General features: G+C 45.7%; 13 protein-coding genes. 7 read left to right on the top strand and 6 right to left on the bottom strand.

The window, feature by feature from the left end:
* Positions 1-21 precede the first annotated feature (21 nt).
* The gene (locus tag C0638_RS20150; RefSeq protein WP_013371345.1) at positions 22-273 is read right to left on the bottom strand and encodes a YolD-like family protein; all 252 of its coding nucleotides are present in this window, start codon (positions 271-273) and stop codon (positions 22-24) included.
* A 196-nt stretch (positions 274-469) separates the two neighbouring features.
* Positions 470-1,039: a TetR/AcrR family transcriptional regulator gene (locus C0638_RS20145; RefSeq protein ID WP_025364963.1), complete on the bottom strand. Its 570-nt coding sequence runs from the start codon at positions 1,037-1,039 to the stop codon at positions 470-472.
* 137 nt (positions 1,040-1,176) lie between these two features.
* On the opposite strand from C0638_RS20145, the gene C0638_RS20140 reads away from it, so the two are divergent.
* The 7 genes from C0638_RS20140 (at position 1,177) to C0638_RS20110 (ending at position 9,130) form a co-directional block, all read left to right on the top strand.
* Positions 1,177-2,640, top strand: a complete 1,464-nt coding sequence (locus tag C0638_RS20140; RefSeq protein ID WP_064964240.1) for a DHA2 family efflux MFS transporter permease subunit — start codon at positions 1,177-1,179, stop codon at positions 2,638-2,640.
* A gap of 203 nt (positions 2,641-2,843) precedes the next feature.
* Positions 2,844-4,379, top strand: a complete 1,536-nt coding sequence (nikA, locus tag C0638_RS20135) for a nickel ABC transporter substrate-binding protein (protein WP_082689650.1) — start codon at positions 2,844-2,846, stop codon at positions 4,377-4,379.
* Between the two features lies 1 nt (position 4,380).
* Positions 4,381-5,325: a nickel ABC transporter permease gene (gene nikB / locus C0638_RS20130; RefSeq protein ID WP_058711471.1), complete on the top strand. Its 945-nt coding sequence runs from the start codon at positions 4,381-4,383 to the stop codon at positions 5,323-5,325.
* Positions 5,322-6,176 (top strand): nickel transporter permease, encoded by an 855-nt coding sequence (nikC, locus tag C0638_RS20125; RefSeq protein ID WP_013371350.1) that lies wholly within the window; start codon positions 5,322-5,324, stop codon positions 6,174-6,176. The genes nikB and nikC overlap by 4 nt, the downstream gene beginning before the upstream one ends.
* A 5-nt stretch (positions 6,177-6,181) precedes the next feature.
* Positions 6,182-7,018 carry an ATP-binding cassette domain-containing protein gene (locus C0638_RS20120; protein ID WP_013371351.1) on the top strand — a complete coding sequence of 279 codons (837 nt, stop codon included), beginning with the start codon at positions 6,182-6,184 and terminating at the stop codon, positions 7,016-7,018.
* Positions 7,011-7,853 carry an ABC transporter ATP-binding protein gene (locus tag C0638_RS20115; protein WP_025678908.1) on the top strand — a complete coding sequence of 281 codons (843 nt, stop codon included), beginning with the start codon at positions 7,011-7,013 and terminating at the stop codon, positions 7,851-7,853. Before C0638_RS20120 ends, C0638_RS20115 begins: the two co-directional genes overlap by 8 nt.
* Positions 7,820-9,130: an MATE family efflux transporter gene (locus C0638_RS20110; protein WP_040103661.1), complete on the top strand. Its 1,311-nt coding sequence runs from the start codon at positions 7,820-7,822 to the stop codon at positions 9,128-9,130. Before C0638_RS20115 ends, C0638_RS20110 begins: the two co-directional genes overlap by 34 nt.
* A 120-nt stretch (positions 9,131-9,250) precedes the next feature.
* On the opposite strand, the gene katA is transcribed toward C0638_RS20110, so the two are convergent.
* The 4 genes from katA to C0638_RS20090 all read right to left on the bottom strand — a co-directional run bounded on the left by katA (position 9,251) and on the right by C0638_RS20090 (position 13,035).
* Positions 9,251-10,708 carry a catalase KatA gene (katA, locus tag C0638_RS20105; RefSeq protein WP_025678912.1) on the bottom strand — a complete coding sequence of 486 codons (1,458 nt, stop codon included), beginning with the start codon at positions 10,706-10,708 and terminating at the stop codon, positions 9,251-9,253.
* Positions 10,709-10,995: 287 nt separating this feature from the next.
* Positions 10,996-11,598: an adenylyl-sulfate kinase gene (gene cysC, locus C0638_RS20100; protein ID WP_025678913.1), complete on the bottom strand. Its 603-nt coding sequence runs from the start codon at positions 11,596-11,598 to the stop codon at positions 10,996-10,998.
* 49 nt (positions 11,599-11,647) lie between these two features.
* Entirely contained in the window at positions 11,648-12,547 is a 900-nt protein-coding gene (locus tag C0638_RS20095) for a TIGR02452 family protein (RefSeq protein ID WP_013371356.1), read from the bottom strand.
* Positions 12,548-12,552: 5 nt separating this feature from the next.
* A complete protein-coding gene (locus tag C0638_RS20090) occupies positions 12,553-13,035 on the bottom strand; it encodes a riboflavin biosynthesis intermediates N-glycosidase (RefSeq protein ID WP_013371357.1) in 483 nt (160 codons plus the stop codon).
* Positions 13,036-13,049: the final 14 nt, after the last annotated feature.

Genomic DNA, 13,049 nt, shown 5'->3' with positions numbered 1-13,049 from the left:
GTTATATTTATGTAATCACAACTAATCTCTCGGGTAATTTACACTCATGATATCCATAAAAGGAACTTTATCCGTTTCTCCATTACTCTCTACATGAACCTTGCCTGTTCTCGAGTCCATTTTAACGATTTGTCCGCGGGTTGCTTCTTCGCGTCCCCATACTGTCAATACAACTTCGGATTGCTCTTGTTGTGCTTCTACAAGCTGATTCCCGATTTCCTCCAGTACAAATTCATCCCGAGTAGGCCGTTTGGGTACCTTCGCTTTTGCCACTTGCTATCACTCTTCCTTTCGCGCAAAATCAAATTCATTCCATTTTACCATACTTTTCATCAATTGGTGCTGGTAATGTGAGTAAAATTACGTCCCAGGATGCACCAAAAAGCCGAGTTCTCAAAAATGAAAACATCGACTCTCTAAAGTCGCTTGTTAGAGCTCATTAGGGGCGCATGAAAACCGACCAGCTAAGTCATTTGACCAACTGTGGAATGTAATCCACGATATTATAAATAGGAGCACTGCTCTGTTGTGTAACCGCTAAAATTAATGCCCCTTCGAGCATCGAGATGATCAGTACCGCCAGACTGTGTGCCTTTTCCTCGTCCAAGCCCGATTCCTGAAGGCGTTCCATATAGATGTGCTGCCAATCTGTAAACGTATTCACACAGGCATGACGTAGTGATTCACTAATACAGGAAGTTTCCGCGGCAGCCCAGAAGCCAATCGGCATGAAGCTGTCAAAACCAAGACGGTCAGCCTCCTCAGCTGTATGACGAATAAAATCCTGAATGGCTACTACAGGATTTTCGTTTCCACTCAGTGCCTGTTTTAATTTTTGCTTAATAAACTCATTCCCTCTTCTTATGCACTCCAAAGCCAACTCTTCTTTACCATGTGGAAAATAATAATAAAGTGATCCCTTCGGTGATCCACTCTCCGCAAGAATCTGATTCAGTCCGGTAGCATGATACCCCTGGTGAAAAAAGAGCCTCGACGCCGTTTGTACGATATTCTCATATGATTCGGGTTTAGCAGCCATATACAGCATCCTTCATTATATAATATTTGAAACTTTTACTTTGACAAAAAAATAATAGCATGTTTATTATATATAGACCGATCGTTATAATTCAATACCCATTAATTTATTGGAGGAACAAAAACAACATGAGTACAATGAGTCAAACAAGCTCACCCTCTGAACCCAAAACGTTCAAGGTGCTACCTATTATGATTGCCCTGCTCCTTAGTGGCTTTATTGGGATGTTCAGTGAAACGGCACTTAACATTGCGTTGAATGATTTGATGCAGATTTTGCATATTACAACTGCAACAGCTCAATGGCTGACTACCGCTTATCTGCTGACACTTGGTATTTTGGTGCCTGTATCGGGATTGCTGCTTCAAACCTTTACCACAAGACAGCTGTTTGTGACATCGTTGCTATTTTCAATAGCTGGTTGTCTCGTTGCAGCGCTTGCCCCTACCTTTTCAGTGTTATTGATCGCACGCATTTTGCAGGCTATGGGTACAGCGCTGTTATTGCCGTTGATGTTTAACACGATCTTAATTATCTTCCCAGCTGAAAAGAGAGGCGCGGCTATGGGAATCATCGGATTGGTTATTATGTTTGCACCTGCGGTAGGACCTACCATTGCAGGACTGGTACTTCAGAATTTATCTTGGCACTGGATCTTCTGGATCTCTCTTCCTTTCTTGGTCCTCTCGCTGATCTGCGGTATTTTGTTTATGCAGAACGTCTCAGAACCGACCAAGCCCAAGATTGATCTTTTATCTATTATCCTGTCTTCCATTGGCTTCGGCGGTGTCGTGTTTGGTTTCAGTAAATCTGGTGAAGGTGGCGAAGGCTGGACCAGCCTGGTTGTTTTGCTTCCTGTGATCATCGGCGTGATATCGTTGATTCTGTTCTCTGTACGACAGTTGAAAATGAAAGCACCTATGCTGAATTTGCGTGTATTTAAATATCCAATGTTTGTGATCGGCGTTATCATGGTGTTCTTATGTATGATGACGATCCTTTCTACGATGCTGATTCTTCCACTCTTTTTGCAAAAAGGGCTGGCCTTGTCCGCTCTAACAGCAGGTTTGGTGCTTCTGCCAGGTGGGATTATCAACGGTCTCTTGTCGCCTATTATGGGCTCCTTATTCGATAAATTCGGTCCCAAATGGCTTGTGATTCCAGGACTTGTGATCGTGGCCGCTGTGTTGTTTTTCCTGTCCGGCATTACAACGACATCCACGCTCGTACTCATTATTGTGCTGCATAGCTGCTTGATGATCGGTATTTCTATGATTATGATGCCAGCCCAAACTAACGGTCTAAACCAGCTCCCTATGGATCTATACCCAGATGGAACGGCTATTATGAGTACGCTCCAGCAAGTCGCTGGTGCAATCGGTACTGCCGTAGCGGTAAGTATTCTCTCCAAAGGCATGGACAGCTATTTGAGCCAATCCAGCATGCCTCAATCCGTAAATGAAATGGCTAATGCCATGGTAATCGGATCTCAGAATTCATTTTTCTTTGCAATGGTCATCAGCGTGATCGGTCTGATCCTTGCGTTTTTCATCCGCAGAGTTCATGTTGAACATGGCACTGCTAAAGCACCCATGCACTAATTAATTATTATTTTCATTCCAAATGTAATACCTGAATAAACCTAAAGGCTGCTAACCATCTCATTTATGGTTAAGCAGCCTTTTTTTACGAATCTAGATAGGTATTCATATAATTACATATTTACAAATCCTCCTCATTTGGTTACGATATGACTCACGGAGTAAAGCGTAAAAATTACGATTAATATTAAGGAGGTTCCCTGTTGTTTAAACGTTCATATTTCAAACTATTTATCCCTTCGGTCATGGCGGTGATGATGACAGCCTGTGCTACATCTCCATCAGCTTCATCCACATCCTCTACGGCACCACAAGATAAAAGTGTCACCTTATTGTTCAACGTGCAAAGCCCTTCTATTGATCCTCATGCAGATATCAATTACACAGCCGTTCGTGCTGGAGTAAATGAAACACTGATCAAAGTGAATAAGGATCTCAAGCTGGAAGCTTGGCTTGCAGAGAAATGGGACAGTAAGGACGGGCAGCACTGGACCTTTAGCATCCGACCAGGCGTGAAATTCCATAGCGGTAAAGCCGTAGATGCCGCAGCTGTCAAAGCCTCTTTGGAAAGAGCACTAAAGCTCAATCCATCGGTTAAAAATGCGCTACATATCCGTGATATTCATGCAGAAGGGCAGATCATGAGCATTACGACGGACAAGCACTTCCCGGAATTTGTATCTGAGCTGGTTCATCCGAATACCGCAATTATGGACACCACAGCCGCAGGTGACTCCCCATCAGGAACGGGGCCGTTCAAAGTTGTTAGTTTCCGCGCCGGAAGTGAACTGAATCTGGATCGCAACGAGGACTATTGGAACGGTGAAGTAAAATTGAAACATGCCAAATTCATGTTTAACGAAGACGCCAATGCACGTCAGCTTGCTTTTCAAGCTAAGACGGCCGATATTGTGTATCGTCCGCCCGTTGAAAGTCTGGAGCTTTTGAAAGCTGATTCTACCGTTAAAGTTGACTCTCTTCCTAGCCTGCGGACGCACCAACTTATTTACAATATGAACAATCATGATCTGAAAAAAACAGCTGTGCGCAAAGCATTCGATAATCTGATTAACCGGGATGAGATTGCAAGCGGTATTATGTCTGGTCAGGGAACCCCTGCTCAAGGTCCGTTCTTGCCGGACTTTCCTTTTTCACCGAAATATACCACGAAAAAGTTTGATTTGAATGCAGCACGAGAAGGCTTCAAAGAAGCTGGATATACAGTGGAGAACGGAAAAGTTACGAATTCTGACGGGTCCTCCCTTCATCTTACATTGTTAACCTACCAGTCGAGAGCGGAGCTTCCACTCATTTCACAGCTGATTCAGGCTAACGCTAAGGAGCTTGGCATCACGATTGATATCCGTCAGGTTGATAATATTGATGAATATCTGGCCGCTCATCAGGATTGGGATTTGGCGACTTACAGTAACATTACAGCCCCGCGCGGTGATGCAAGTTATTTCCTGAATGCGGCCTATATGCCGGAGGGAGCATTGAATTACGGTCATGTGCATGTACCAGAACTCGCGAGTATGATTACGCAGCTGAACACAACCGTGAATGAGGAGCAGCGCAACAAGCTAGCGCTGCAGGCTGTCACGCTGATTGACCAAGAAAATCTGCAATCCTTTCTAGTTCATCCAAACAACGTAGTGGCCTATCGTAATTACGTACATAACTGGGTAACCAGCCAAAGTGAATACTATCTGTTGACCCAGGACTTGGATGTGAACTAGCATGCTTCAAACTATTGCCAAAAAGTTTCTGACGCTTATATTGTTCTTTCTTATTCTTTCCTTTGTGAGCTTCTGTCTGCTTAAGCTTGTTCCGGGCGATCCCGTTCGGAGCATTCTCCGAGTAGATGATGTAGCTGTATCCAATCAGCAAATTGCGGATATGCGCAGCCAACTGGGGCTGGATCAACCATTACCTGTGCAATATGGTAAGTGGCTGGTTCAGTTGTTACAGTTGGATTTTGGACAATCTTATCTAACCCATCGTCCAGTCTTGACAGAGTTTATAGAAAAGTTGCCTTATACACTCCTCCTGACTGGAGGCTCCCTGTTCATTATGCTGCTGATAGCTCTCCCGTTGGGCACAATGTCCGCACTGTACCGTAACCGCTGGATTGACAGTGCCAGTCGTGTGTTTGCCTTAATTGGTTCCTCAATTCCCAGCTTTTGGTTGGGGCTTTTGTTTATCGAATGGTTTGCAGTAAAATTGCGTATTTTTCCGTCTATGGGGGATGGAACCGTTTTTCATTTAGTCCTCCCTTCTCTTACCCTCGGATTGGCAATGGCGGCTGTTTATGTACGAATGATTCGTGCAAGTCTGATTGAAAGCTCGGGACAGGATTTTATCAAAGCAGCTCAAGCCCGTGGAATCAGTCCGGTTCGCATTTTTTTCAGACACATGTTCCGTCACAGCTTAATTCCACTTATTACGGTATTCAGTGAGAGCATAGGCAGCCTACTGGGAGGTACGGTGGTAATCGAAGTGCTGTTCGCCTATCCGGGGCTTGGCAAATGGATTGTGGATGCAATTGCCGCGAGAGACTATCCCATTATACAGGGCTATACAATTTTTATGGCCATATTCATTATATGCCTCAATATCTTGGTAGAGCTGTCCTACCGTTGGGTCAATCCTGAAATTGCTTTGAAGGAGAAACGTTTATCATGATAAAATCCGTACATGCGGAAAACAGGCAGTTCACCAGGGCACGATTGTCCAAAGCATGGATCGGATCACTCTCCATCTTGTTCATTCTTACAGCCATTACAGTCATACCCTTCCTAGCTCCACAAGATCCGTATCATATCCAGATGGGGAGTCGACTTCAACCGATCAGCGCAATGTACTGGCTGGGAACCGATCATTTGGGTAGAGATGTGCTATCGAGGGTCATAGCAGGACTACGGACGACAGTCGGAACCAGTTTGTTGATTTTGATCGTTTCACTGGTTGTCGGGGTACCCCTCGGTCTGCTGTCAGGATTTATTGGAGGCTGGATGGATCGTGTATTCCAACGTGTGGTCGATGCCTTCATGACTTTGCCTGATTATATTTTTGCCATTGTACTAAGCGGCCTGCTCGGACCAGGCTTAGGAAATCTTATATTTGCGGTGTCTGCAGTAAAATGGGTTGGTTATGCCCGACTGGTGCGCAGTACCGTTCTGGCTGAAAAGCAAAAGGATTACATTTCGTTATCCATACTCGCGGGTACCTCCTCCCTGCGAATTGTCATGCGGCATATTCTGCCCCATGCCATTGGGAATGTACTGGTACTGGCTACGCTGGATATCGGCAAAATCATTTTAATGATCGCCTCTCTATCTTTTTTGGGCTTAGGTCCTCAGCCGCCCATTCCCGAATGGGGCACGATGTTGAATGAAGGGCGTGCATATTTTCAAATGGCCCCCCATTTAATGCTGGGTCCCGGCATAGCTGTCGTGCTCACGGTGCTATTAGCGAACGTGTTTGGAGACAAGCTACGCGACCGTTATGATGTTAAAACCCGGTCAGAGGAGTGAACTACATGCTGACTATTGAAGACTTAACGATTCGGACAAAAGCGAAAACGATTGTAGAACAACTGGAGCTTGCCATTCGTCCGGGAGAATGGTGTGCTCTGGCAGGAGAAAGCGGAAGCGGTAAAAGCATGACTGCGTTCGCTATTGGCGGTCTCCTCCCCGCTTCTGTTAGCGCTGAAGGCATCATAATGTGGAATGACGAGAATTTGCTTGCCCTACCCGTTAAACAAAGACGTTCCTTGCTTGGTAGTGAAATATCTTACGTTTTTCAAGACTATCACGGGGCTTTTACCCCTTTTTTGCGTGTGGGCAGCCAACTCGACGAGCTGATGCGTGCTCACGGCAAGCAAGACCGTAAAGCGCGTAAGCAGCGCTGTCTTGAGGTGTTGGAGCACGTACAGCTTCCCGCCGAGCGTGTGTACCGCAGCTATCCATTCGAGCTCAGCGGCGGTCAATTGCAGCGAGCAGCTATTGCAGCTGCACTGCTTCTAGAGCCAAAGCTGCTCATTGCCGACGAGCCAACAACTGCGCTGGATACGCTCACTGCACACCGAGTACTCCAGCTCATTGACCAAATCCGGATGGAAACGGGGATTTCCGTCTTGTGGATCACTCACGATCTACGGCATGTACGGAAGTATGCGGATCGAGTTGCAGTAATGCGTACAGGTGTTTTGCTTGAAGCTGGTCAAACGCAAGCGGTGCTGGACCATCCAGCCCATCCATATACGCGTCGCTTACTGGCGGCTATTCCGCCGCTGTCTCCAGACGCTCCTTCACGTTTGCCATGCAACAGCACCGATGAACAGCTTGCACCGGAAAGGAGCATATTACATGAATAATCAAGCCGCCTGCGCTCAGTGGCAAGACAGCCCCCATCCTGTTGTTACCGTCTCCGGTTTGACGAAGGCTTACGCTGGGGGCAAAACTGTACTGCACGATGTTGCTCTGTCGGTCTCACCCGGAGAATGTCTGGGTGTTGTCGGAGAAAGCGGCAGTGGGAAAAGCACACTTGCTCGCTGTATTTTGACATTGGACACGTTTGATCAAGGTGAGCTTAAACTGGATGGACAGTCCATTCGAGGATTAAAGCGAAGTGAATTAAAACGGATTCGCAGCAGACTGGGGGCGGTATTTCAACATCCATCCGCAGCTTTGAACCCCAGACTAACCATTTTGCAATCCCTGCTGGAGCCATTGGATCAGCTTAAATGCTATGTTCCTTCCTTTATGGCGGGGATGCCCTCTGGACGTTGGAATATAGCAGAACAACTGCTAGGTATGGTAAAGCTTCCGGCAAGCTACCTGGATAAGTTTCCACATCAGCTCAGCGGTGGGGAAAAGCAGCGTGTAACCATTGCACGCGCCATTAGTACAGAACCGGAATTTATCGTATTGGACGAGCCGACTGCAAGTTTGGATGTGACCACACAAGCCACCGTTTTAAATCTGCTCAAGGATTTGCAGGATGAGTTTGGACTGGCTTATCTGTTTATCTCGCATGATCTGGCGGCTGTGCACTTTATGAGTGATCGAATCATGGTTATGAAAGAAGGCCGTGTGCTTGAGCATTTTTCCAAGGAAGCATTATTTCATTCGGATCGGCATTCCTATACACAATCATTACTGGAGGTTTTTTCAACATGCTGCCTTCCCACCGAGCCTATCTTGCTTTAGCAATCCCTTTAATTATTTCGACGATTACTACCCCGCTACTCGGTGCGGTGGATACAGCAGTAATCGGTCATTTGAGCCAGTCTGCCTATTTAGGCGGCGTGGCAGTCGGTACTCTTATTTTCAATACTTTATATTGGCTGTTTGGCTTTCTGCGAGTCAGTACGTCAGCTTTCACAGCACAAGCCGCAGGTGCACAAAATAACGACCAAGGCATAGCTGCTCTCATGCGCCCACTGGCTATAGCTCTACTCATCAGTGCAGTATTTATTGTCTTGCAAAAGCCCATCCTGCTAGCTTCTCTCCAGCTTATCCGTCCAGCTCAGGATGTGGCAGAGCAAGCTGCAATTTATTTTAACATCCGCATTTGGGGAGCACCCCTTACATTGGTGAACTATGTGCTGCTCGGATGGCTGATGGGATTGTCCCGCGTGAAAGCTACATTATTTTTACAAATATCAATGAATGTAATCAATATGCTATTAGCTCTTGTATTTACACAGATCATGCATTGGAATGTCACTGGGGTCGCAAGCGCTACTCTGATTGCAGAAGCTCTTGCATGTGTATTGGGTCTTGCACTGGTGTTCCGTTCACCGATTTGGAGAGAATGGAAGCGCAGTGGACAGAGGAATTGGCGAGAATGGTTCGGTGCCTCAGAGTTGAAAAGTGTCATGGCGACGAACCTTGATCTCATGATTCGTACAGCCTGCCTGTTGACGATGTTTAATCTGTTTACGGCGCGCAGTGCGAGCTTTGGCACCGATCAGTTGGCGGCAAATGCTATTTTGTTGCAGATCCATTACATTATGGCTTACTTTTTTGATGGGTTCGCCAACGCCAGTAGCATCATGACGGGTCAGGCTCGTGGTGCCGGAGATCGTAGAATGCTGCAAAGAATTATTCATTTATCCTGGTTTTGGACACTGGTTACCGGTGTAGTGACGGGAGGATTGTACCTTGCACTGAAAGAACCGCTGATCTCGCTATTTACGGGGAACGCTACAGTGATTAGCCTGACAACTCCTTACAATGGGTGGCTGGTGGTCTTTCCCCTAGCAGCCGGGCTGGGATTGGTATTCTATGGTGTATTTACAGGGATGACGGTAACGTATCCGATCCGTAATTCGATGCTGATTTCACTGGTCTGCTTTTTGATCGCTCTCTTCTGGTGCGTTCCGCATTATGGGAATCATGGACTTTGGTTATCCTTTATCATCTTTGCCCTGGGACGGTCACTGTTTCTGGTGGTCTATTTGCCTCGGTTGAAGAAGATTTAGCAGACCTGCTTTACATCGCTCTCAAAAACAAAGGATGTCCCATCCACCATGTACGTGGTGTGGGGACATCCTTTTATTATTTATTCATACAGCTTTCAGGTTAGGAGTATACCAATCCTTCTACTCGCCTTGTGGAACGGTCAAGCCCAGACCATCCGCTACACGACGTCCGTATTCAGGATCAGCTTTATAGAAATGACCGATCTGACGCAGTTTGATTTCATCACTTTCTACAGGCTTCATCGCATTTACGATGTTTCGGACCAGGCGTGAGCGCTCCTCTTCACTGAGCAAGCGGTACAGGTCCCCTGGTTGTGTGTAGTGATCGTGATGATCATAGGCTACACTTTGTGCCTCGCCAGACACTTCAAAAGGAGCAATTTTGTGAGCTGGTGATTCTTTCGGTCCACCGAGACTATTAGGCTCATAATAGACAGATCCCCCGCCATTACTGTCACTGCGCAATGCACCATCGCGTTGGTAGTTGTGTACTTCCGCATGCGGCCGATTGATGGGCAACGCATTATGGTTTGCGCCTACACGATAGCGATGTGCGTCACCATAGGCAAACAGGCGTCCTTGCAGCATCTTATCCGGGGATGCCTCAATACCAGGAACAAATGAACCGGGTGAGAATGTCGCCTGCTCTACCTCAGCAAAGTAGTTCTCAGGATTGCGATTCAGCACCATGCGTCCTACCTCGATCAGCGGGTAATCCTTTTGAGACCATACTTTGGTCACATCGAATGGATCAAAACGGTACGTATCCGCATCTTCTATAGGCATAATCTGCACATAAAGTTTCCATGCCGGGAAATCGCCCTTTTTAATCGCATTAAACAAATCTTGTATATGATAATCCGGGTTTTCACCGGCAATTTTCGCAGCTAAATCCACATCAAGATTTTGTATACCTTGTTCTGTTTTAAAATGATATTTCACCCATACGGCCTGTCCCTGTGCGTTTACCCACTTGAATGTATGGCTGCCAAAACCATGCATATGTCTAAGTGTAGCGGGAATACCGCGGTCAGACATCAGGATACTTACCTGATGCAGTGATTCAGGAGATAGGGACCAGAAATCCCAGACCGCATTCGGGTTTTTTAAATGCGTTTGGGGATGACGTTTTTGCGTATGAATAAAGTCAGGAAATTTAATAGCATCCCGAATAAAAAAGACAGGTGTATTATTGCCCACGAGATCATAGTTTCCTTCTTCTGTATAAAACTTTACCGCAAATCCACGTGGATCACGTACAGTATCGGACGAGCCTAACTCACCTGCCACAGTAGAAAAACGGATAAACATCGGTGTACGCTTGCCCACTTCGGACAAGAAGCTTGCTTTTGTATATGAAGACAAATCATTAGTGACTTCAAAATATCCGTGCGCCCCCGCACCTTTAGCATGAACAACACGTTCCGGTACACGCTCCCGGTTAAAATGCGCCAGTTTCTCCAGCAGATGCACATCCTGAATTAATGTGGGACCACGTGAGCCTGCTGTAATCGAATTCTGATTATCTCCAACAGGAGCGCCCCAGCTTGTAGTCAGGTTCGTTGGTTGGTTACTCATAATTGAAATCACCTCTTGAATGAATTGGTTGACCATGTGCTTTTCACTATAAATTGTGCACAAATAAAAATCAATACTTTTTTATAATTATTATAATCTAGGATTTAGAATTAGTTTAAATTAAAAAAAGAAAAAGCAAGCCCCATAAGGCTTGCCGTAATACGTGCTCTATTTATTTACAATAAAATGACTTGAATTTTTTACGTTCTGTAATAATTACATTGATCACTTCTTAGGTTTTGTTATGGAGACTTTCAGACAATATTCATATGGAATTCATCATAAAATCATAATAGGAGCTGCTTTCTATCGAGAAAGTCCAGAATATCCTGTACCGACTGACTTACCTCCCGACCTTCAGTGGATACGATTAAATCAGGTTCCAGCGGTACTTCATATGGAGCATCAATCCCCGTAAAATGATGAATTTCTCCGGCTCGTGCTTTCTTGTACATTCCTTTTGGATCACGACGTTCACATTCCTCTAGACTGCATTGGATATAAATCTCGTAGCAGCCTTCCTGTTGTAAAATGTCCTTTACCATTTCACGATCCTCACGATAAGGCGAAATGGTAGCGCAAATCGTTAGAACCCCCGCATGTGCCATTAGCTTGGACACTTCCGCTATACGACGAATATTTTCTTTGCGGTCAGCGGGTAGGAAACCCAAATTGCGATTCAAACCATGCCGAACATTATCCCCATCCAAAATAAACGTACGTATCCCTCGTGCATATAACGCTTTTTCGAGTGTGGAGGATACCGTTGACTTTCCCGAGCCAGACAGCCCCGTAAACCAAAGCACCGGACTCTTATGTCCGTTCAGAAGCTGTCGAGCTTGCTTATCCACTTCTGATACATGCCAGGTAATGTTGGAAGATGGGTTCATTCAGCACTCTCCTATTTCATCAGTATTAATGGTTAATATGTCTCTGATATCAGGATAGAGCATTTTTAAAACTGTTTAAAGTACGCTGCTCTGTTTTGTGGTCCAATACTGCAAACACAATCTGTTCAAACAGCAGTCCATATCCTTCAGCTACAAGCACTTGCTTAAACCAGTCGGCAACCTCTTCCGGCTTATTGCGGAATACCCCACAACCATAAGCACCAAGCACAAGATGTTCTACACCATTTTGCATGGCCATTCCCAAAATATAACGGATACGCTCCAACATGACTTCTCCAATCCGATTGACCTGCTCTGGCTCCCGTTCACGCACGACTCCAGCATTCACAGCAGGCGCGGTCAGGAAATCGACTAAATACGGATTTTCCAGCAATGTTCCCTGATCATCCCGAAAAACAGGAACTTGGGGAGAATAAATCATATAATCTGAATAAAAACAGCTCCGCAGCTTCCGATTATGTTGATACATTTCCTCCATTTGTGAAATGCAAGGATACAGCGCGGACGAACGAGCCAAGCTTTCCTCTTGAGCCTGGCTGCCTCCAAGGAATCCGCCCCCGGGGTTTTTGGCTGATGCAAAATTCAAACACGCTACGTGTTCCCGCTTCTCTTCGACCTGAAGTCTATGTGCGGCCTGCAACGTACTTTCTCCCGTAACTTCTATCTTTCCAATGACCGCCTGTTCGACTACATCGGAAGAAGCTCCCCATATACTTTTTATTCTTTGCTCTGCCTCTTGCTTTATGGCTACCAGTTGAGAAGGTCTATATAGCTTCGAGCCTGTGACCGCATTTTCTACCTCTTTTGCTATATTTACTTGTACCTGTTTGGTATTCGTATAATGCCCATTTTCCAAAATGGACAGTGTTTCATGCGCCATATATGATCGAACATCCCGATTACTCCGGGAATTCATTGTGTTTTTCATGGTGACTAATCCTCCTTTTGCAATAAATCCTCACGTAAATTCGTCAATATTTCCCCCAGCCAGTTCGTACCCCGCCATAGCTTCCGGTGCCGTATACGAGCATCATTTTCAGCCAAGCCTACACCCCAAATGGTGTCCGTCGGACTTGCCTCAACCAGAGTAGTTCCCTTCGTTTTAAGCAGGTGCTTGAGCAAATTCTGATTTTGGGTAAACTTGGCATAATTTCCGTCATACACAATTTGCTGGCAATTTGCTTCCCACAAGGATTGGTCAAATCCGCGCACACTGCGACCACGGGCTTTTTGCTCCCTTGGGGTGGGGGCTTGCATAATTTTCAGGGCTGCCTCTTCGTCTCCAAAAAGCTGCGCTTTTTTTAGCATCATATATTGCTCGGCACAGTTAAACTCCAACCCATCCACGACAAATTCACAAGGGTACCATTGCGAAAATGGCGAATGACTGCGATAAAAAAATGTAAACTTTTCCATAAATATTCCTCACT

Source organism: Paenibacillus sp. lzh-N1, from assembly GCF_002872435.1.
Taxonomy (GTDB): Bacteria; Bacillota; Bacilli; order Paenibacillales; family Paenibacillaceae; genus Paenibacillus; species Paenibacillus polymyxa_C.
This window is presented reverse-complemented; position numbering and strand designations above follow the sequence as displayed.

Excerpts from the sequence above, each read along its gene's own strand:
- cysC (WP_025678913.1), bottom strand. The coding sequence starts at position 11,598 with ATGAACCCATCTTCCAACATTACCTGGCATGTATCAGAAGTGGATAAG.
- C0638_RS20145 (WP_025364963.1), bottom strand. The coding sequence starts at position 1,039 with ATGGCTGCTAAACCCGAATCATATGAGAATATCGTACAAACGGCGTCG.
- C0638_RS20095 (WP_013371356.1), bottom strand. The coding sequence starts at position 12,547 with ATGAAAAACACAATGAATTCCCGGAGTAATCGGGATGTTCGATCATAT.
- C0638_RS20140 (WP_064964240.1), top strand. The coding sequence starts at position 1,177 with ATGAGTCAAACAAGCTCACCCTCTGAACCCAAAACGTTCAAGGTGCTA.
- C0638_RS20110 (WP_040103661.1), top strand. The coding sequence starts at position 7,820 with ATGCTGCCTTCCCACCGAGCCTATCTTGCTTTAGCAATCCCTTTAATT.
- C0638_RS20090 (WP_013371357.1), bottom strand. The coding sequence starts at position 13,035 with ATGGAAAAGTTTACATTTTTTTATCGCAGTCATTCGCCATTTTCGCAA.
- katA (WP_025678912.1), bottom strand. The coding sequence starts at position 10,708 with ATGAGTAACCAACCAACGAACCTGACTACAAGCTGGGGCGCTCCTGTT.
- nikC (WP_013371350.1), top strand. The coding sequence starts at position 5,322 with ATGATAAAATCCGTACATGCGGAAAACAGGCAGTTCACCAGGGCACGA.
- C0638_RS20120 (WP_013371351.1), top strand. The coding sequence starts at position 6,182 with ATGCTGACTATTGAAGACTTAACGATTCGGACAAAAGCGAAAACGATT.
- C0638_RS20115 (WP_025678908.1), top strand. The coding sequence starts at position 7,011 with ATGAATAATCAAGCCGCCTGCGCTCAGTGGCAAGACAGCCCCCATCCT.
- nikB (WP_058711471.1), top strand. The coding sequence starts at position 4,381 with ATGCTTCAAACTATTGCCAAAAAGTTTCTGACGCTTATATTGTTCTTT.